14 protein-coding genes and 1 riboswitch are annotated in these 19,570 nt (G+C 68.7%); of the genes, 8 read left to right on the plus strand and 6 right to left on the minus strand.

Annotated features, from left to right (window positions below; translation table 11 throughout):
- Positions 1 to 10 precede the first annotated feature (10 nt).
- A complete protein-coding gene (locus HLA91_RS11005; protein ID WP_102162309.1) occupies positions 11 to 400 on the plus strand; it encodes a universal stress protein in 390 nt (129 codons plus the stop codon).
- Positions 401 to 418: 18 nt separating this feature from the next.
- Here HLA91_RS11005 and HLA91_RS11010 read toward each other — a convergent pair whose 3' ends face one another.
- From HLA91_RS11010 to HLA91_RS11020, 3 genes are read right to left on the minus strand one after another with little or no spacing between them, the layout of a single operon-like run.
- Positions 419 to 640: a hypothetical protein gene (locus tag HLA91_RS11010; RefSeq protein ID WP_165884327.1), complete on the minus strand. Its 222-nt coding sequence runs from the start codon at positions 638 to 640 to the stop codon at positions 419 to 421.
- Between the two features lie 58 nt (positions 641 to 698).
- Positions 699 to 920, minus strand: coding sequence for a hypothetical protein (locus tag HLA91_RS11015; RefSeq protein WP_146004366.1), 222 nt, complete (start codon positions 918 to 920; stop codon positions 699 to 701).
- Positions 921 to 938: 18 nt separating this feature from the next.
- A complete protein-coding gene (locus HLA91_RS11020) occupies positions 939 to 3,899 on the minus strand; it encodes an FAD-binding and (Fe-S)-binding domain-containing protein (protein ID WP_170274700.1) in 2,961 nt (986 codons plus the stop codon).
- 280 nt (positions 3,900 to 4,179) lie between these two features.
- Between HLA91_RS11020 and HLA91_RS11025 the strand changes: the two genes are divergently transcribed.
- The 3 genes from HLA91_RS11025 (at position 4,180) to HLA91_RS11035 (ending at position 7,286) form a co-directional block, all read left to right on the plus strand.
- Positions 4,180 to 4,500 (plus strand): hypothetical protein, encoded by a 321-nt coding sequence (locus HLA91_RS11025; protein ID WP_146004367.1) that lies wholly within the window; start codon positions 4,180 to 4,182, stop codon positions 4,498 to 4,500.
- A gap of 17 nt (positions 4,501 to 4,517) precedes the next feature.
- Positions 4,518 to 5,510: an inositol monophosphatase family protein gene (locus tag HLA91_RS11030; protein WP_338076792.1), complete on the plus strand. Its 993-nt coding sequence runs from the start codon at positions 4,518 to 4,520 to the stop codon at positions 5,508 to 5,510.
- 108 nt (positions 5,511 to 5,618) lie between these two features.
- The gene (locus HLA91_RS11035; protein ID WP_170274701.1) at positions 5,619 to 7,286 is read left to right on the plus strand and encodes an amidohydrolase family protein; all 1,668 of its coding nucleotides are present in this window, start codon (positions 5,619 to 5,621) and stop codon (positions 7,284 to 7,286) included.
- A 9-nt stretch (positions 7,287 to 7,295) separates the two neighbouring features.
- Here HLA91_RS11035 and HLA91_RS11040 read toward each other — a convergent pair whose 3' ends face one another.
- From HLA91_RS11040 to HLA91_RS11050, 3 genes are all read right to left on the minus strand, one after another.
- On the minus strand, positions 7,296 to 8,258 hold the full coding sequence (locus HLA91_RS11040; RefSeq protein WP_170274702.1) for an FkbM family methyltransferase: 963 nt from the start codon (positions 8,256 to 8,258) through the stop codon (positions 7,296 to 7,298).
- Between the two features lie 201 nt (positions 8,259 to 8,459).
- Positions 8,460 to 9,854: an MBL fold metallo-hydrolase gene (locus HLA91_RS11045; RefSeq protein ID WP_170274703.1), complete on the minus strand. Its 1,395-nt coding sequence runs from the start codon at positions 9,852 to 9,854 to the stop codon at positions 8,460 to 8,462.
- A gap of 275 nt (positions 9,855 to 10,129) precedes the next feature.
- Positions 10,130 to 12,814, minus strand: a complete 2,685-nt coding sequence (locus HLA91_RS11050; protein WP_170274704.1) for a choice-of-anchor M domain-containing protein — start codon at positions 12,812 to 12,814, stop codon at positions 10,130 to 10,132.
- 249 nt (positions 12,815 to 13,063) lie between these two features.
- A riboswitch (glycine riboswitch) is annotated at positions 13,064 to 13,153 on the plus strand.
- A gap of 142 nt (positions 13,154 to 13,295) precedes the next feature.
- Here HLA91_RS11050 and gcvP point away from each other — a divergent pair.
- From gcvP to HLA91_RS11070, 4 genes are all read left to right on the plus strand, one after another.
- Positions 13,296 to 16,337, plus strand: a complete 3,042-nt coding sequence (gene gcvP, locus HLA91_RS11055; protein ID WP_170274705.1) for an aminomethyl-transferring glycine dehydrogenase — start codon at positions 13,296 to 13,298, stop codon at positions 16,335 to 16,337.
- Positions 16,334 to 17,476 (plus strand): glycine cleavage system aminomethyltransferase GcvT, encoded by a 1,143-nt coding sequence (gene gcvT / locus HLA91_RS11060; protein WP_170274706.1) that lies wholly within the window; start codon positions 16,334 to 16,336, stop codon positions 17,474 to 17,476. The genes gcvP and gcvT overlap by 4 nt, the downstream gene beginning before the upstream one ends.
- Positions 17,477 to 17,505: 29 nt before the next feature.
- Positions 17,506 to 17,904 carry a glycine cleavage system protein GcvH gene (gcvH, locus tag HLA91_RS11065; RefSeq protein WP_204514242.1) on the plus strand — a complete coding sequence of 133 codons (399 nt, stop codon included), beginning with the start codon at positions 17,506 to 17,508 and terminating at the stop codon, positions 17,902 to 17,904.
- 140 nt (positions 17,905 to 18,044) lie between these two features.
- Positions 18,045 to 19,505 carry an L-serine ammonia-lyase gene (locus HLA91_RS11070; RefSeq protein ID WP_170274707.1) on the plus strand — a complete coding sequence of 487 codons (1,461 nt, stop codon included), beginning with the start codon at positions 18,045 to 18,047 and terminating at the stop codon, positions 19,503 to 19,505.
- Positions 19,506 to 19,570: the final 65 nt, after the last annotated feature.

Genomic DNA, 19,570 nt, shown 5'->3' on the forward strand with positions numbered 1-19,570 from the left:
TACTGAAGCTATGACGATCCTCATCGGTTACCTGCCCGCGCCGGAAGGCGAGGCCGCCCTCGAAACCGCGTTCGCAGAAGCGAAGCTGCGCAACACTGACGTCGTCGTCCTCAACTCGCCGCGCCGCGGAACCACGGACAGCATCACCCAGATCCAGCAGGAGGATGCTGAGCGCATCCTCGCCCAGGCCTCCGAGCACGGCGTCACCGCTCGTGTCGAACAGCCTGCTCACGAAGACGATCTCGTCCAGACCCTCAACGAATGGGCCGAACAGGAAGACGCCGACCTCATCGTCATCGGCCTGCGCAAGCGCAGCGCGATCGGCAAGTTCATCCTCGGCTCGCAGGCCCAGCGCATCCTGCTCGAAGCCGATGTCCCTGTGCTGACCGTCAAGGCCTGAGCCAGCACGCTACCTGACTCAGCCGCCGCTGGGCTGCCAGTCGCTGCCTGTCGAAGACGGCGCCGGCGTCGACGGGTCATCGAAATCAGCGCCGGGGCTCACGAGGAAGAAGGCAACCGCGATCGCGACGCCGAGGACGATGAGGGCTACGACGGCAGCGACGAGACCGATGAGGCAGCCGCAGCCGCGGTTGCCGCGGCGCCGGTCGTGGGTGTAGCCGCCGTAGGGATAGAAGCTCATGACCCCATTGTGCCCACTCGCAGGCGTGCGCGCTCAGCTGCCGCAGCACCCGCCTGACTCACCCGCCGCTGGGCTGCCAGTCGTCGCCCGTCGACGACGGCGCAGGTGTCCTTGGGCCGGTTCCGGAGGAACCGTCGTGCGTCATCGCCGTGATGAACACGATGACGGCAATCGTGATCGCGAAGATGAAGGCGATCCCCAGCATGACGATCGCACAGCCGCAGCCGTGCATGCCGCGCCGCCGACGATAGGGACCATGCCCCTGGGGATAGAAGCTCATGCTCCCATTGTGTCCAGCTCAGTACCGATCCGCGGCACTCGGCGTGTGCCAGTCCTGCGACAGCCGTGAGGCCAGCAGCTCAGCCAAGTGCACACCCTTGCGCTCGCTCAGATCGCTGATCTGCGTCCGGCACGAATAACCGTCGGCCAGCACCACCGTCTCCGGCTCGGCCGTCCGCACCGCCGGCAGCAGGGCGACCTCGCCGACGGCCTCGGAGACCTCGTAGTGGCCCTCGGTGACCCCGAAGTTCCCGGCCAGCCCACAGCAGCCCCCGAGCACCTCGACGTCCATCCCGGCCCGGGTCATGAGCTCGCGGTCGGCGGCGAATCCCATGACCGCGCTGTGATGGCAGTGCGGCTGCACCACAGCCGAGACCCCGGTCAGGTCGGGCAGCTCGGCGCCGGAATCGAGCAAGAACTCCGCCAGCGTGCGCACCCGCCCGGCCACCCGCGCGGCGGCCTCGGTGCCGAGCAGCCGCTCGGCGTCCTCACGCAGGGTGGCAGCACACGAGGGTTCGACGACGATGATCGGCACGCCGGTCTCGCCTGCATCCGTGCCCGAGGCGGTGGGCGCGGTGGCATCGAGAGCAGCGACGGCAGACGTGAGGCTGGCACGGGCGGTATCAAGCTGACCGGTGGAGATCCACGTCAGCCCGCAGCATTCGGTGCTCGGGATGACGTGCACGTCGACACCTGCGTGGCGCAGCACCTCGACGGCGGCAGCGAGCACCCTCGGGGCGAAGAAGTTCGACCACGTATCGGCGAACAGCACCACCCGCTGCGGGGCACCCTCATCCACCGCTGGCATCACCCGCTCGACCCCGGCACGCTGGGCGAACCAGCGGGTGAACGGCAGGGACGTGAACGTCGGGATCTGCCGGCGCACATCGATGTTCGCGGCCTTCTTCGCCCACCGGCCGAGTGCCGGCAGTCGCTGCGGCAGGTTCGCGAGGCCGGCGATCGGGGCGGCCAGGCGGGCGAGCTTCGGCAGCCAGCCGAGCACATAGTGATCCATCGGCCGGAGCCTGCCGCGATAGCTCTGATGCAGCACCTCGGCCTTGTAGGTCGCCATATCGGTGCCGGTCGGGCACTCCGAACCGCAGGCCTTGCACGACAGGCACAGGTCGAGCGCCTCATGCACCTCCGGGGACTGCCAGCCGCCGTCGACGAGCCGCCCGTCGACCATCTCCTGCAGCACGCGGGCGCGTCCACGGGTCGAGTGCTTCTCGTCCTTCGTCGCCTGATACGACGGGCACATGACCGCTCCCGAGGCGGCGGCATCGGCTCGGCATTTGCCCACCCCGGTGCAGCGGTGGACGGCAGTGGCGAAGTCGCCTTTGTCCGAGGCGAAGGAGAAGCCGAGCTCCCGGCGGGCCGGCGGCATGTCCCCGGGCCGGACGGTGGCCAAGCGGATGCGCTCATCGAGCGGATCGGGATCGACGATGATGCCGGGATTCAACAGCCCGCGCGGGTCGAAGAGATGCTTGACGGCGGCGAAGAGCGCGATCGCCTCGGGGGAGTACATGCTCGCCAGCAGCTCACCGCGGGCGCGGCCGTCACCGTGCTCACCGGAGACCGAACCGCCATAGGCGGCCACGAGCTCGGCGGCAGCGAACATGAAGTCGCGCATCACTTGCCGCCCACCGTCGGCATCAAGCGGGAAGTCCACGCGCATGTGCAGGCAGCCATCACCGAAGTGCCCATAGGGCAGCGCCCACAGGCCGTGCTCCTCAAGCAGGCTCATGAGATCGCGCAGATAGTCACCCAGCTTCTCCGGTGGGACCGCGGAGTCCTCCCACCCGGCATGGCAGTCCCGCCCATCCGGAGTGCGCGAGACCAGGCCGGCGCCATCAGCGCGGATCTTCCAGATCGGCCCGGACTCCTCCCCGGGCAGCACCATCGCATCATCGGCATGGGAGGCATTGATGAGCTCAGCGGCCTGCCGCTCCAGTGCTGCGGGATCGTCACCGGCGAGCTCGACGAGCATCCAGCCGCCACCGGCAGGCATCGGCGGGACGGCATCCGGGCCCTTCTCCTCGATGAGCCGGTCGACCATCCGCCGGTCCATCCCCTCACAGGCGGTGACCGGGAACTGCGAGAGCACCGGCACATCATCAGCAGCCGTGGGCATATCCGCATAGCCGAGCACCACAGCAGTGACATGCGCCGGATCGGCCACCAGCTGCATCTTCGCAGCCAGCACCACACCCCAGGTGCCCTCGGAACCGGCGAAGGCCCGCCGGGCATCACAGCCGTTCTCCGGCAGCAGGTGCTCGAGCCCATACCCGGAGACCTGCCGGGAGAAGGTGCCCAGCTGCGTGCGGATGAGCCCGAGGTGGTTATTCACCAGCTGGCGCAGGCGCGGGAAGACATCCCCGTCATCACCGGTGAGCGTGACGACCGAACCATCGATGAGCATGACACGCAGCGCAAGGATGTTGTCGACGGTGCGCCCATAGCCCATCGCCCGCGGACCGCAGGCGTTGTTGCCGATCATCCCACCGATCGTGCACCGCGAATGCGTCGAGGGATCCGGGCCGAACCGCAGCCCGTAGGGCTTGACCGCCGCCTGCAGCTGGGCATGCACCACCCCTGGCTCCACCCAGGCAGAGCGCTCCTGGGCATCGATGCCCAAGATTCGGTTCATGTGCACAGCGAAGTCCAGGACGATGCCCGGCCCGATCGCGTTGCCCGCCAGCGTCGTCCCGGCCCCACGCGAGGTGACCGGCACCCCGAGTCGCCGTGCGACACTCAGCGTCCGACCCACCTCGGCGGCGGTGCGCGGGAAGACCACAGCAGCCGGAACCACACGGAAGAGCGAACCATCAGAGGAGTACGCGGCCCGTTCGACGGCCGCGGTGCGCACATCGGCGATGCCCGCCGCGCGCAGGGCGGCGCCGACCTCGTTCACGCGCGCGGCAGACGCCTCGGAATCAGTGGTCTCGCGGGAGAGTGCAGCGGCAGGTGCGTTGGCGTCCATGGCCTCATTGTGCCAGGCGGCAGCGGGCCCGGCTTGGAATCTGCATGATGGATGCGTCTGCTGTCGATTCCGGGGGCACCGAACGTCCCGTCTGGCTGAGTGGCACCGACCTCCCAGTCTGGTTATACTTTGTGTCTCAGACTGTTCCGATGTCGCCTCGGGCCGCAGCCGGGCGGACGAACAGCAACACGCGCGGGTTCCCTCCCGCAGGCCGGGCTCTGCTCCCCGACGGGCAGCTGGCGGTCGATGATGCAGCACTGAAGTGGGTAGATTTAGAAGCATGGCACGCCGACCCCGGGCACTGACAGCCGAACAGAAGGCCGTCGTTCAGGCAGTACGCCGGATTGCGAAGCAGCGCCAACGCGTGAATTCCAACTACGTATCGGCGATCCTCAGAGCCCGGGAAGAGGGCGTCACCTACGCGGCGATCGCTGAGGCGGCCGGCACCTCATCCCAGGCAGTCCAGGAGATCATCCGCCGGCACTCCCCCCGCCAGGCCGTACACCCCTCCAGCCTCTCCTCTGCCGGCGACATCGCAGCCGTCGCCAGCCCCAAAGTGGAGGACGACAAGGACAACCTCAACGGTCCCACCCTGCTGTGAGGCGCTACGGTGGAGGCGTGGACTCCGCCGATCTCCTCGCAGACCCCCTGCTCGCCCTCTGCCGCGACGCTGCCCACATCGCCACCGCCCGGATGCGGCACTGGCGTCAGGAGCTGAGCGCAGCCGACGTCGAGGCCAAGGGCGACCGCAACAACCTCGTCACCGCCGCCGACGCTGAGATCGAGGCACTCGTGCGCTGGTACCTGGCCTCCCGGCGTCCCGGTGACGCCATGATCGGCGAGGAGAACGCCGCCGCGCTTTCCGTGACCGAGGTGGCAGGCGGTGAGCAGATCGCCGCCGGCCTGTGCGTCCCATCGGCCGCCGGCGCTGCCGCCGGAGATCAGCCGCTGGACTGGCATGTCGACCCGATCGACGGGACCGTGAACTTCGTGCGCGGCATCGAAGATTACGCCTTCTCCATCGGGGTCCGAACCCCCGACCCAGGCGACCTCGACGCGACCGGTCCGGACACCTGGCTCGCCGGCCTCGTCGCCGCCCCGGAGCTCGGCAAGGTCTTCCTCGCCCGCCGCGGTCAGGGCGCGTGGATGTTCGAAGGCCAGGTCAGCGACCTGCAACCGGTCACCCATGATTCCGGTGGTCTGTCCGCTCCTGAGGTAGCGCTCACCCGTCTGCAGGGTCGCAACCCTGGCCAGCGCGGCCGGCTCGTGGCCACCGGCTTCGGTTACGCGCGCGCCCAGCGCGATGAGCAGTTCGCGGTGCTGCCCGAGGTCATGGAGGGCTTCGACGACATGCGCCGGGCAGGCTCTGCTGCGATCGACCTGTGCCAGGCCGCAGCGGGCCGAGTCGATGTCTACTATGAGCGCCGGCTGGGCCTGTACGACTACGCCGCCGGCGCCCTCATCGCCGAAGAGGCCGGCCTGCACGTCCGCAGGCCCTCCCACCACCACGGCACCGGTGATGGCAGCGACCTGTGCATCGCCGCCGGCTCGCTCGAGGACGTCGAGCGGATCGAGGCGATCCACCGCCAGCAGCGCACCGGTCAGCCCTGAGAACCGGTGCGCCCTCACCGCCGCACACCGCGCCTGGAGTACCGTGAGCAGTGACGGCCGGCAGGCTCGCCTGCCCGGCCAGCCCTGACCGACGGACTCTGGAGACCCGTGCCCACACTCCTCACCGGTGCCAATGTGCACACGCTCGACCCGGCCCATCCCCACGCCACCGGCGTCCTCATCGATGCAGGACGCATCGCCGCTGTCGGTGACGATGCGCAGCTGCGCGCCACCACCTCGGGCGCGGACATCATCGACTGCCGAGGCCAGACCGTGCTGCCCGGCCTCGTCGACGCCCACATCCACGCCACGATGTACGCCGACTCACTCGCCGAGGTCGACTTGCGCCAGGTGCGCAGCCTGCCGGACGCCGTCGAGGCGGTGCGCACCCACGCCGAATCCCTGCCACCGGGCGTGTGGGTCACCGGCGGGCGCTGGGACTGCAACACCTGGGAGACCCCCGGCCAGCCCGACCGGGAGCTGCTCGATGCCGCCCTGCCGGATCGGCCGGTGGCGCTGTGGTCGATCGACTACCACACGCTGTGGTGCAACGGCGCGGCCCTGCGCGCGGCCGGGATCGACGAGCACACCCCGAGCCCGCGCGGCGGCGAGATCGTCCGCGACGCTGATGGGCAGGCGACCGGAATCCTGCGCGAGGACGCTGCGACGATCGTCGAACGCCTCGTGCCCGCCCCGCCGATCGAGATGCGCATGCAGCGGATGCGCGCAGCCCAGCAGCAGTGGCTGTCCGAGGGCCTGACCGGCATCCACGACATCGACGGGCAGATCTCCTCGGGCACCTGGGCGGCCCTGCGCGAACAGGGGATCGGTGCCGGCGGCGGCCAGCTCATGCGGGTGGTGAAGTACCTGCGCCTCGACGAACTCGACTGGGCCAAGGGGATCGCCTGGCGCACCGGCGACGGGGACGCGTGGTTCACCCGCGGTGGGCTCAAACTGTTCTCCGACGGGGCGCTGGGATCCCAGACCTCGTACATGTCGAGCCCGTATCCGGGCACCTGCGATCACTACGGCATGGAGATCGCCAGCGAGGATGTGCTGTGCGAGCAGATCACCGATGCGCTCATGTCCGGGCTGTCACTGGCCATCCACGCGATCGGCGATCAGGCCAACCACCACGTGCTCTCCGCCTTCGCCCGCACCCGTTCGATCTCCCGCGAGGCTGAGCGGATCTACTCACGGCGCCTGCGCCACCGCATCGAGCACGTCCAGTTCGTCCAGCCCGATGACATCGCCCGCTTTGCCGAGCTCGGCATCGTCGCCTCGATGCAGCCGAGACACTGCATCTCCGATCTGCACCTGCTGGAGGCGCTCAGGCCCGATCCGCAGCTGGCCGCCTACGCCTGGGGTGAGATGGCCGCTGCCGGCGTGCCGGTGGCCTTCGGCTCCGATGGGCCGGTCGAGCCCTCCGACCCCTGGGCGGCGATCTACGCGGCGATGACCCGGGCCGACATCAGCGGTGATCCTCCCACGACCTTCCAGCCGCACCGGCGCATCAGCGCTTATGCCGCCATCGAAGCCCACACCGCCGGCGCCGCCTACGCTGCCGGGCGGGAGAAGCAGTCCGGACGGATCATGCCGGGCATGGACGCCGACCTCATCGTCGTCGACACCGACCCGATCACCGGACACGCCGGCTCAGACAGCATGACCGGGACGTACGAGTCCGAGGAAGCGCTGTTCGAGCACGCCTGTGCGGTGCGCGATCTGCAGGTCGACCTCAGCATCGTCAACGGCGAGGTCGCCTTCGCCCGCTGAACCGCAGGCTCAGTCCCGCACCGGCACACCGGCGGCAGCGAGCTCACCGGGCGTCGCGGTGGTGAAGAACCAGTCGCGGAAGTCCTCATCGGGCACGATCCGCTGCCGGTGCTCCAGCACGCCCTCGCCCACCAGATAGTAGGAGTACCCGTGCGGGGCCAGCAGCTTCTCGAGCTCGCGCGGCTGCGCGCGGGCCGGCAGCACCTCGCACAGGATCTCCGGGCGGTGGGCGGCCAGCAGCTGCTGGCCGAAGCCGAAGACAGTGTTCTCCGCGCCCTCGACATCGACCTTGAGCAGCACGCGATCCCCAGGACCGAACTGCTTAGCGAACCCATCGAGGCTGCGGCAGGACACCTCGGTCCCGGAGGAGAACTCCATGTCGACCGAGTAGAACGACGGCAGCGCGGACCCGCCGTCCCCGCACGGCACGCTGAGCACGACATCCGGGTCGCCGACCCCGATCCGGTGCAGGGCGATCTGCTGACCGAAGCCGTTGCGTTCAATGTTGGCCTGGCACGCATCGGCGACCGCGGGCACCATCTCGAAGGCGTGGATCTCCAGGTCAGCGTGGGCAGCAGCCAGGGCGAGGGAGAAGATGCCGGTGTAGGCGCCGATGTCGAGGAACACGTCGGCACCAGCGGCGCGGGTGGCCATGAGGTCGAGGGCGAAGGCATCGGCAGCTGAGGTCCGGCGGCCGGCGCCCCAGTACATCTCCTTGGCGATCTCGCACCGATCGGGGCGCAGCAGCACGAACTCCGCCGCATCATCCGGTGCCCCGAGTGTCCGCACCCGGCCGGTCACCTCGGTCAGGTGGGCCGGCGCCGGCAGGCGGCCGATGGTGATGCCCGGCAGCCGGGTGGCCGGCCTGAGCAGCGGGTGGAGGAGCGGGCTGGCGAGCGCGCGCTTGGCCGCAGGCTTGAGACCGAACCACTGCTGGCGTCGGCCGAGGAACGTGCGCCGGTAGTCACCCATAGGTGTCAGCTCCTGGTGCTGGGGCCTGGTTCTGCCAGTCTATCGACTCTCGGTCCCGGCGACAGGTGTCCGGTGGTCCCGGCGACAGGTGTGCCACCGCGCCCGAGGCGGAGACGGCGACAGCCTCCCGGCGCACCGTGGGTGCGGGGAGGCTGTCGATTCCGTTTGCTCACCTGAGGTGTTCAGGTGCCGGTGGGCTGATCAGGCGGTGGCGGAGCGCTTCCAGTTTGACCAGCCTTCGAAGCTGCCGTCGATCTCGATGACCTCGTAGCCGGCGCGGCGCAGGGCCTGTGCTGCGACCGTGTTGCGCATGCCGGACTGGCAGTAGCTCACGATCGTACCGTCTGCAGGCAGCTCGTCGAGGTTCCACAGCAGGCGGCCGACATTCAGCTGCGCCGAACCGGGGATGTGGCCCTCGGCGTGCTCGGTCTTGTTGCGCACATCGAGCAGCAGGTCGTAGTCGGTGTGGTCGAGCTCGGCCGGGGAGATGACCTCCGGCTTGTAGTCGGCCAGCGTGTCCAGCGAGGTGATGTAGCCAGACACGTCGTCGATGCCGACGCGCACCAGGTGATCCCAGATGCGCTGGGCCTCGGCGGCATCAGGTGCCAGCAGCACGATCGGCGTCGACTCCGCCTCAGGGTCATACGACCAGGCGCCGTAGGTCGCCGGCTTGTTCGCCGGGATGGCGAGCGCGCCCTTGACGGTGCCGTCGTGGATCTCATCGGGCGTCCGCGTGTCGGCGATGACGACCTTGCCTGCCTCGAAGTCCTTGGCGACCTGCGCGAGGTCGAGCTCGGTCAGCGGCTGGCGGCCGCCCATGACCTTCGGGCCGTCGCGGTTCTCGCGCTTCATCCGCCCGAAGTAGGCGTGCGCATCCGGCTGGCCGTCGAGCAGCTCGTCGATGAAGCCCTGTTCGTCGTCGTTCTTGACGTGCTTGGCCCACCAGGCGAAGGCCTTCTCGTAGCCGACCGTCGATGTCGGCACGGCGCCGAGCGCCTTGCCGCAGGCCGAGCCGGAGCCATGCGCCGGCATCACCTGGATGTAGTCCGGCAGCGGCATGAACTTCTCCTTGAGGCTGCGGAAGAGGTCCTTTGCGCCCTGGAAGCGGGTGTCGACGCCGCCGGCTGCCTCGTCGAGCAGGTCGGGCCGGCCGAGGTCGCCGACGAAGACGAAGTCGCCGGAGAGCAGGAAGCCGGGCTCATCTGTGAAGCCGCCGTCGGTGAGCAGGAAGCTCAGGTGCTCGGGGGTGTGGCCGGGGGTGTGGACGGCTTCGAGGGTGAGGTTGCCGACGGTGATGGTGTCACCGTCATTCAGGCGCTCGGCTTCGAAGCCGTACTGCCAGTCCTGGCCGCCTTCGCCGGAGACGTACATCTTCGCGCCGGTGGCCTCAGCCAGTTCGCGGGTGCCGGAGAGGTAGTCGGCGTGGATGTGGGTTTCGGTCACGGCCTTGATCGCCATGTTGTTCTTCGCGGCGTACTCCTGGAAGAACTCGACGTCGCGTCGGCCGTCGACGACGATTGCCTCGCCGGTCGCCTGACAGCCGATGAAGTAGGCGGCCTGCGCCAGGTCCTCGTCGTAGATCCGTTCGATGAGCATGTGTCCTCCTCGTCCGTCCCGCTGCGCGGGCCGGAGGTTGATCACGGTTTCGCTTTCCTGCGCCACAACAATGATACCCCCAGAGGTATTCCCGGATGTGCTGCGGAGGGGGCCGCAGGGCTGTGGCCGCGTGGCCGGTTGCCCTCAGTGTATCGACGCCGGAGGGGTAATGACCAGACATTTGCGGCGGCCGGATGAATGCATCTCGGCCGGCAGCAGCGTCTGCTCCTGCCGGCCGAGAATCTGGTCATGCCGCGGTGATCACTGCCGCCGCATCACCGCCTGCGGCGTCGGGCGGCGAGAAGGAGGGCGCCGCCGGCGCCGAGCAGCGGAAGGGCCAGCCCGAGGGCCATGAGGCTGCCGCCGGTGCGCGGCAGCGCACCGATGGAGTCACCACCCGCCGAACCGCCGGCCTTCGCATCGCCGTTGGAACCGGAACCGGATCCGCCGTTGCCGGAGCCGTCACGATCCGAATCGTCACCGTCCGGGCCCGAGGTCTCGGTCGCCTTGGGCGACTCAGACGGATCGGCGGTCTCGGTCGGCTCGGCGCTCTGGCTCGGATCCGCCGTGGGCTCAGTGCTCTCGGTCGGCTCCGACGTCGGTTCAGCTGTCGGATCCGAAGTCGGATCAGTCGTTGCCGTCGGCTCCGCCGTCGGTTCGGGCGACGGCGTCTCCGTTTCGGTTCCGGTGCCTAGGCACTTTTCGATCGCTGCCTTGCCGACGTGCACGTGCAGCGTCTGCTTCTCGCCGATCAGGTTCTTGCCGTCTGCTCCCGTTGCCGAGGCCTGGAAGGTCAGCTCGTAGGCGCCGGGCTTGGTGAACACCCACATCGGGTGGGCGTGGGTGGCGAAGGTGACCGGGAATGAGGTCTTATCCGTGCCCGACTGCAGGCGCAGCTCAGGCTTGCCGCCGAAGCCCGATCCCTGCTCTGCGAGCGCGAAGTGCGCGCCCTCCGGCGTCTTCGCATCCGTCAGCGACAGCGTCACTGGGCCCTTGAGCTTGGCGAAGTCGATCTCCTGGGTCTTGTATCCAGGCCACAGCAGCCCGCGCTTCTGCACGAACGGCAGCGCATAGTAGGTATCGCCCTGCTTGCCGAGGAAGTCGAAGGCCGGATCGGCCTGATCGGCTCCGCGCTTGCCCACACCGGAGTCGCGCACGCCGAAGGCGACGTCGGCAACCGCGTGCTCAGTCGGCTTGCCCGAGGTGTGGATGCCGGAGTCGTCATGCATCTTCAGCTCGATGCCGGATCCGGCTTGGCGCATCTTCAGATCGACATGCCCGTCATCGAGCAGTTTCCGCCCGTCGGTGCACACCGGCGGGATCGACGGATCCTCGGTCGGCGAGGCGGTCGGGGAACCTGTCGGCTCAGCCGTCGGAGAGCCCGTCGGGCTCGGTGAGGGGGAGAGGTGCTTGTCCGGTGTCAGCTCACCGGAGTGCGTGATGCCCTTCTCCTTGGTGTACGGTGTGTCGAGCTTGATCGTCGCGCCCTCGGCGCGGACCTGCGCGTGCGGGATGATCGTGATGTTCGGGGTGTATCCGGCATCGGGCTTGCCGATGAGCCAGTCGTCCTCGTTGTGCTCCCACACGCCGTTGACGAGCGTGCCCTGGAACTCCTCGGTCGGGTACTTGGAGTCTGGCGTTTCCATCATCCCGCCGGTGACATAGCCGCGGAAGCTCTTGTCATGCATCTCGACGCGGGCCTTGTAGGTGCCGTTGCCGTTGTCGGTCAGCGAGAAGTCGTAGCCGAGGTCGTCAAGCGTGATGTCATCGGTGTTCAGCCGCGTATTGGCTGGGTCGTTGACCTTGCCCATGAGCTCAGCCGAACCGTTCGCGGAATCCACCTGGGTGCTCTGCTGACCCGGACCGTAGCCGAGCTTCGGTGAGATCCACTTGCCCGGCTTGCTCCCATCGGGGGTGAAGACGACCTGGAAGTCCGAGGTGCGCGGGCCGATGTGCTCATCCCACGTCCCAACGCCCTTCTCCACGCGCATATCGGTCAGGTGGTAGCCGTTGATGAGCACGGTCGCCGTGCCCGTGACCGAGGCGTCGCCAGCGTCGAAGGTCAGCGTCGTGAGCTTGTCGTCGCCGTCCTTGGCCTTGTCCGCCTTGGGTGCGGCGGTGAAGGTGTAGGTGCCGGGCACCGGTCCATCCGGGGCCGAGGCGTAACGGTCCTCTAGACTCGGGCTCGCCTCGGCGGCCGGTTCTTGTCCACCGACCTGCCAGCGGAACTTCGTGTCCTTCGAGGCGATGATCTTCCCGGACGTGTCGTCGCGGGCTACAGCCCGGTAGGTGATGTCGTAGGTGCCCGGACGGGAGAATGTCGTCGTGTTGTGGGTGTGGTCGCCGCCGACGAGGCGGGCCGAACGCAGGCCGTTCTCCGAGGAGGACATCAGCCGGTTGACGAACACCTTCTCCGGATCCTCGTAGGTGGTGAACAGCTCGAAGGTGCCCGGCCCGTCGACGTCGAGGACATCGAGGCTGAAGGAGGCGTTGCGGAACCGCTTGGCCGGGATCCCGGCCTCAGCGCCGAACCCGATCCACGTCGGCAGGTGGTTGCCCTCCGGCAGGATGGGCGCCTGATAGAAGGTCTCACCGGGCTTGCCGAGGAACTCCAGGCCTGGCTTGTTCGGCACCGTGAACTGGTACTGGGACTTGCCGCTGCGGGCACTCCACCCCTTGCCGACCCAGTTGACGGTCGTCGGCGCCTCATAGGCCTTCGAACCGACCTTCGTCTTGAGGTCGAAGCCGTTCGCCTCGGAATCCCAGTACACCTGGGGGCTGTCGATATGCGCGCGAGCGGCGACCTTCATGCCGTCGCTCGGCCCGGCGTGAGCCGGATCGGCCGTCAGCGGCAGTGTCGCTGCGGCCGGGCTGATGAGGGCGGCTGCCACCAGCGCCGCCGCGGCGACCCGGAGTCGCCTGGAGGGCGCACGGAGCGTGCGCGTGAGAGGAATTCGCATGATCTGCTTTCTGGCTCGAAGCCCGGCGCTCTGCCAGGCTCAGCTCGGCTGCGCCGCGTCGGCGCGGCCAGAGTATGAAGAGTATGAGCTGAAAGGTATCGGCCCAGCTCACCTATGGTCATGTCGTCATATGCCGATGGATACATGGACGCGTGATGCGCATGAGGCGGGGTCCCCGGCGGGGTGTCCGGTCTCACAGGAGCTCCTGTAAGACCGCCGCCGAGACGTGTAGAATCGTGGGAGCCGCGACGACATGCTTCGGGAGAGCCGCCCTCAGGCGGCGCCGTAGGTGCAATTCCCTCCCCGGGAAACTCTCAGGCCCAGTACCGGAGCATGCAGGCACCTCTGGAGGACTACCAGCAGGCGGGCAACCGCCTCACCGGCACAGGTTTCGCACCTGCGCAGGTCTGACAGAGCGGGGAGGAACACCCGGCACTCGTGTGTTCGTCACCGCGACGGACCATCAAGCGTGAGGATAAGCATGACGACTGGTTCCCTTGCCCATACGACTCCCGCCGCCGGAGACGCGCCCCGGCCGTTCTCCGACCGGCACATCGGCCCGCGCGCCGCACAGGTCGAGCAGATGCTCGCGGCCCTCGGCTACGACTCCCTCGATGCACTCGCCGCAGCCGCGCTGCCGAAGAACATCGCCCAGGAGCGCGCCCTCGGCCTCGATGCCGCGCTGACCGAAACCCAGGTCCTCGCCCGACTCAAGGAGCTCGCCGGCAAGAACGTCATGCGCACCCAGATGATCGGGCAGGGTTACTACGACACGATCATGCCCGCGGTGATCCGCCGCAACGTCGTCGAGAACCCCGCCTGGTACACCGCCTACACCCCGTACCAGCCCGAGATCTCCCAGGGCCGGCTCGAAGCGCTGCTGAACTTCCAGAACGTCGTCCAGGATCTCACCGGCCTCGATATCGCCAACGCCTCCCTGCTCGATGAGGCCACCGCCGTCGCCGAGGCGGTGCTGCTCATGCGCCGGGCCAACAAGAAGGGCTCGGTCGTCGTCCTCGACTCCGAGACCCACCCGCAGACCATCGCCGTCGTCCGCGCCCGTGCCCGGGCAATGGACTTCGAAGTCCAGGTCGCCGACCTCTCCGAAGGCCTCGTCGGCGAAGATGTGTTCGGCATCGTGTGCTCCCAGCCGGGCACCTCCGGAGCGATCCGCAGCTTCGACTCCGCTGTCGCCACCGCCAAGGAGCGCAGCGCCCTCGTCACCTTCGTCTCCGACCTGCTGGCCCTGACGATGCTCAAGGAACCGGCCGCCCAGGGTGCCGACATCGCCGTCGGCTCCGCCCAGCGCTTCGGCGTGCCGCTGTTCTTCGGCGGCCCGCACGCCGGCTTCATGGCCGTGACCGAGAAGCTCAAGCGCATGCTGCCCGGCCGGCTCGTCGGCGTGTCCGTCGACGCCGACGGCAAACCCGCCTACCGGCTGGCCCTGCAGACCCGCGAACAGCACATCCGCCGCCAGAAGGCCACCTCGAACATCTGCACCGCCCAGGCGCTGCTGGCCGTATGCGCCGGCATGTACGCGGTCTACCACGGCCCCGTCGGGTTGGCGAAGATCGCCTCGCGCATCCACCGCCTCGCCACCGCCTTCGCCGAGGCGGTCGGCACCTCAGGTGCCGGCACCGGCGCGGCAACCGGCGCCTCGGGTGCGGTCAGCGTCATCACCGCGGACTTCTTCGACACCGTGACCGTGCGCGTACCCGATGCCGATGCCGCGATTGCGGCTGCCGATGCCGCCGGAGTCAACCTCGGCCGCTTCGACGCCACGCATGTCACCGTCTCCTTCGGCGAACCCCACACCCCCGCCGATGCCAACGCCGTGCTCGCAGCCCTCGGGATCGAGGCGCGCGTCGATGAGAACCTGCTCGGCGCCTCGGGCGCGGGCACCACCGGGGCAGGCGGTGCCGGCCACGGCGGCTTCGGGCCTGCCCAGGTGCCGGCCCCGCAGTTCGCCGCCAGCCTGCACCGTAAGAGCGACTACCTCACCCACCCGGTGTTCAACACCTACGGGTCCGAGACGCTCATGATGCGCTACCTGCGCACGCTCGCCGACCGCGACCTCGCGCTTGACCGGACGATGATCCCGCTGGGCTCCTGCACGATGAAGCTCAACGCCGCCGTCGAGATGGAGGCCATCACCTGGCCGGAGTTCGCCAGCATCCACCCGTTCGCACCCGAGTCGCAGACCGCCGGGTGGCGCGAGCTCATCGGCGAGCTCAACGACATGCTCGTCGACATCACCGGCTACGATCAGGTCTCCATCCAGCCCAACGCCGGCTCCCAGGGCGAACTGGCAGGCCTGCTCGCGATCCGCGGCTACCACCTGTCCAACGGCCAGCCGGAGCGCCGCGTGTGCATCATCCCGCAGTCCGCCCACGGCACGAACGCCGCCTCGGCCGTGCTCGCCGGGCTGAGCGTCGTCGTCGTCGGCACGGCTGCCGACGGCTCGATCGACCTCGACGACCTCGATGCGAAGATCGACCAGCACCGCGACACCCTCGCCGGCATCATGATCACCTACCCGTCGACCCACGGCGTGTACGAATCCGATGTGCGGCTGGCGTGCCAGAAGATCCACGACGCCGGCGGCCAGGTCTACGTCGACGGCGCCAACCTCAACGCGCTGTGCGGCCTCGCCCAGCCCGGCGAGTTCGGCGGGGATGTCTCTCACCTCAACCTGCACAAGACCTTCTGCATCCCGCACGGCGGCGGCGGACCCGGAGTCGGCCCGGTGGCGGTGCGCGAGCACCTCGCCCCGTTCCTGCCCGGTGACCCGCGCGCAGCCGCGCTCGTCGCCGGTGAGCGCGACAGCCTCGACCTGCCGGTCAGCGCCTCGCTGTACGGCTCGGCCGGCGTGCTGCCGATCTCCTGGGCCTACCTCAAGCTGATGGGGCCCGACGGGCTCGTCGAGGCGACGAAGACCGCGCTGCTGAGCGCCAACTACGTCTCCCACGCCCTGGCCGAAGAGTTCCCGACGCTATACACCGGTGAGAGCGGACTCGTGGCCCATGAGTGCATCCTCGACCTGCGCGAGATCACCGCGAAGACCGGTGTGACCGCTGAGGACGTCGCCAAGCGGCTCATCGACTACGGCTTCCACGCCCCGACCCTGGCCTTCCCGGTCGCCGGCACCCTCATGGTCGAACCGACCGAGAGCGAGGACCTCGGCGAGCTCGAGCGCTTCATCACCGCGATGAAGTCGATCCGCGCTGAGATCGACGCGATCGGCGACCAGTACTCCTACGAGGCCTCGCCGCTGGCCGCCGCCCCCCACACCGCCACCTGCGTGATGGACGACTGGGACGCCGCGTACAGCCGCGAGACCGCCGTGTTCCCGGTGCCGGGTCTGAAGCTGACGAAGTACTTCCCGCCGGTGCGCCGCATCGACGGCGCCTACGGCGACCGCAACCTCGTCTGCTCCTGCCCGCCGCCCGAAGCCTTCGAAACCGATACCGACACCGAGGCGGAGCTTGCCGATGCCGCCGATGCGAAAGGTGACAACGCATGACCAAGCACACCCCCCTGCATGATGTCCACGCCCGCCTCGGCGCCTCGTTCACCGATTTCGGCGGCTGGGACATGCCGCTGAAGTACGGCTCCGAACTCGCCGAGCACCGCGCGGTGCGCGAGGCCGCCGGCATCTTCGACCTCTCCCATATGGGTGAGGTGCGGGTGACCGGTAGCGATGCCGGCGCGCTGCTCGACTACGCGCTCGTGGCGAAGTACTCGTCGATGGCCGTCGGCAAGGCGAAGTACGGTGTCCTCCTCGACGCCGCCGGCGGGCTCGTCGACGACCTCATCACCTACCGGATCGCCGACGACGAGTTCCTCGTCGTACCCAACGCCTCGAACACCCCCGCCGTCGTCGAAGCGCTTGAGGCCCGGGCCGAGGAGTTCCGCACCGAGATCGTCCCCGACGCCGCCGCCGAGGTGGCCGACGAGTCCGCAGACACCGCCCTCATCGCCGTGCAGGGACCGCAGTCCCAGGCGGTCCTCGAAGCCGCCGGCGCGAGCGAGGGCGGCGCACCGCTCGACGAGCTCGGCTACTACGCCTGGCAGCCGCTGACCCTCGACGGGGTCGAGATCATGCTCGCCCGCACCGGTTACACCGGTGAGGACGGTTTCGAGCTCTACCTGCCCAACGCCTCGGCCGAGGCGATCTGGGAGCTGCTCTTCTCCGCTGCCGAGAAGGTCGACGGGGAGGTGCTGCCGTGCGGTCTGGCCGCCCGCGACTCGCTGCGCCTGGAAGCCGGCATGCCGCTGTACGGCAACGAGCTCAGCCTCGAGCACAGCCCGCTCGATGCCGGACTGGCGCGGATGGTCGAACTCAATGTCAGGAACAAGGAGCACCTGTTCGCCCGCGAGGCGCTCGAAGGACTGCTGGCCCAGCAGCCGGCACGCGTGCTCACAGGCCTGACCTCACAGGGCCGGCGTGCCGCCCGCCAGGGCGCGACCGTGTTGCTGGACGGTGAGCAGATCGGTGAGATCACGTCCGGTCAGCCCTCGCCGACGCTCGGCCACCCGATCGCACTGGCCTACCTCGACCGCGAACACACCGAACCCGGCACAGCCGTCAGCGTCGACATCCGCGGGAAGTCCTACGACTTCACCGTCGCCGAACTGCCGTTCTACCGCCGCGAGAAGTGACAACCTCACCCATCTGAAAGGAACCCATCATGGCTGAACTGCCCCCGCTGCCACAGGACTTCACCTATTCGAAGGAACACGAATGGGTCAACGCCAAGGCTGATGCGATCGTCGGCAACACCGTGCGCATCGGCATCACCGCCGTCGCCGCCGATGCCCTCGGCGAGGTCGTGTTCGTCGACCTGCCCGCCGTCGGCGACACCGTCACCGCCGGTGAGACCTGCGGTGAGGTCGAGTCGACGAAGTCGGTCTCGGATCTCTACTGCCCGGTTACCGGCACCGTCACCGCCGTCAACGACAACGTCGATGACAACCCCGGTCTGCTCAACTCCGATCCGTACGGCGAGGGCTGGCTGTTCGAAGTCGACGCCACTGAGCTCGGCGAGGTCATGGACGCGGCCGGCTACGCCGAGGCCAACCACATCTGATCGGCTGGGTGCCGCCGCTCCACCTCGGCGGCGGCACCCGTCCCGGCCCGGTGCGCACTCTGCGCCCGGCCGGCCCGGCGAGCGGCCGGGAACCCACTCCTGGGCAGCGCTGCCCACCCTGAGCGAAAGTTGGTGTCACCATGGCGATCAGCGTATTCGACCTGTTCACCGTCGGAATCGGCCCCTCCAGCTCCCACACCGTCGGGCCGATGCGAGCCGCGGCGACCTTCGTCGAGCTCATCGGTGAGCGCGTCGACGACGTCGCCTCCCTCGACGTCGACGTCTACGGCTCCCTGGCTGCCACCGGCGCCGGCCACGGAACCTTCGATGCCATCCTGCTCGGCCTGGAGGGCTGCCAGCCCGAAGCCGTCGAACCCAATGAGGTCGACGAGCGCACCGCCCGGATGCATGAGACCGGCACGCTGCAGCTCGGCGACCGCAAGGAGATCGCCTTCAGCGTCGACGACATGCGCCAGCGCCCGCTGACCGTGCTCGAACGCCACACCAACGGCCTCACACTCGCCGCCCGCGACGCCGCCGGCGAGGTCATCGCCGAGGAGACGTACTTCTCGATCGGCGGCGGCTTCGTCGTCAGCCAGTCCGAGGAGGACGCGCTCATCGCCGAGGCGCGTGAGCAGCACCCGGAAGACGACAACGTCTCCGCCGATGAGCTCGCCGCGGTGGCCGCGGCCCATGATGAGGGACCGCAGATCCCCTACCCGTTCTCCACCGGTGCTGACCTGCTGCGCATCAGCAAGGAGACCGGGCTGGCGATCTGGGAGATCATGCTCGAGAACGAGAAGGTCCACCGGTCGGTGCCCGACATCCGCCGCGGCCTGCTGCACATCTACGGGGTCATGGACCAGTGCGTCATGAACTCCCTCGACCGCTCCGGCAATCTGCCCGGCGGGCTCAAAGTGCGCCGGCGCGCACACGACTGGTACCTCAAACTCAAAGAGGAGGACCCGAGCGGCGACCCGCGCTTCTACCAGGAGTGGGTCAACCTCATTGCCCTGGCCGTCAACGAGGAGAACGCCTCCGGCGGGCGGATCGTCACCGCCCCGACCAACGGCGCGGCCGGGATCGTGCCGGCAGTGCTGTACTACGCGCTCAACTACGTTCCCGAGGTGGCCGACGCGCCTGCGTCGTCGAACGCCCGCGAGCATGCGATCGTGAAGTTCCTGCTCACCGCTGGGGCGATCGGCGTGCTGTACAAGGAGAACGCCTCAATCTCCGGTGCCGAGGTCGGCTGCCAGGGCGAGGTCGGATCGGCCTCATCGATGGCCGCCGGTGCGCTGGCACAGGTGATGGGCGGGACGACCGAGCAGGTCGAGAACGCCGCGGAGATCGCCATGGAGCACAACCTCGGGCTCACCTGCGACCCGATTGCAGGGCTCGTTCAGGTGCCGTGCATCGAACGCAATGCGATCGCTGCCGGCAAGGCGATCAATGCGGCGAAGATGGCGCTGTTCGGCGACGGTGAGCACCGGGTGAGCCTCGATGAGGTCATCGCGACGATGAAGGCCACCGGCGAGGACATGAGCCACAAGTACAAGGAGACAGCGCTCGGCGGCCTGGCCGTCAACGTCGTCGAATGCTGAAGTGCGGCTGCCCGGTGCAGCACTGAGGCCGGGCTTTCCGGTGGAGCGCTGAGGCTGAGCTGCCC

Source organism: Brevibacterium luteolum, from assembly GCF_013004595.1.
Classification (GTDB): domain Bacteria; phylum Actinomycetota; class Actinomycetes; order Actinomycetales; family Brevibacteriaceae; genus Brevibacterium; species Brevibacterium luteolum.

Coding starts and splice junctions, on each gene's coding strand:
- HLA91_RS11005 (WP_102162309.1), top strand. CDS start 11: ATGACGATCCTCATCGGTTACCTGCCCGCGCCGGAAGGCGAGGCCGCC.
- HLA91_RS11010 (WP_165884327.1), bottom strand. CDS start 640: ATGAGCTTCTATCCCTACGGCGGCTACACCCACGACCGGCGCCGCGGC.
- HLA91_RS11015 (WP_146004366.1), bottom strand. CDS start 920: ATGAGCTTCTATCCCCAGGGGCATGGTCCCTATCGTCGGCGGCGCGGC.
- HLA91_RS11020 (WP_170274700.1), bottom strand. CDS start 3,899: ATGGACGCCAACGCACCTGCCGCTGCACTCTCCCGCGAGACCACTGAT.
- HLA91_RS11025 (WP_146004367.1), top strand. CDS start 4,180: ATGGCACGCCGACCCCGGGCACTGACAGCCGAACAGAAGGCCGTCGTT.
- HLA91_RS11040 (WP_170274702.1), bottom strand. CDS start 8,258: ATGGGTGACTACCGGCGCACGTTCCTCGGCCGACGCCAGCAGTGGTTC.
- HLA91_RS11045 (WP_170274703.1), bottom strand. CDS start 9,854: ATGCTCATCGAACGGATCTACGACGAGGACCTGGCGCAGGCCGCCTAC.
- HLA91_RS11050 (WP_170274704.1), bottom strand. CDS start 12,814: ATGCGAATTCCTCTCACGCGCACGCTCCGTGCGCCCTCCAGGCGACTC.
- gcvP (WP_170274705.1), top strand. CDS start 13,296: ATGACGACTGGTTCCCTTGCCCATACGACTCCCGCCGCCGGAGACGCG.
- gcvT (WP_170274706.1), top strand. CDS start 16,334: ATGACCAAGCACACCCCCCTGCATGATGTCCACGCCCGCCTCGGCGCC.
- gcvH (WP_204514242.1), top strand. CDS start 17,506: ATGGCTGAACTGCCCCCGCTGCCACAGGACTTCACCTATTCGAAGGAA.
- HLA91_RS11070 (WP_170274707.1), top strand. CDS start 18,045: ATGGCGATCAGCGTATTCGACCTGTTCACCGTCGGAATCGGCCCCTCC.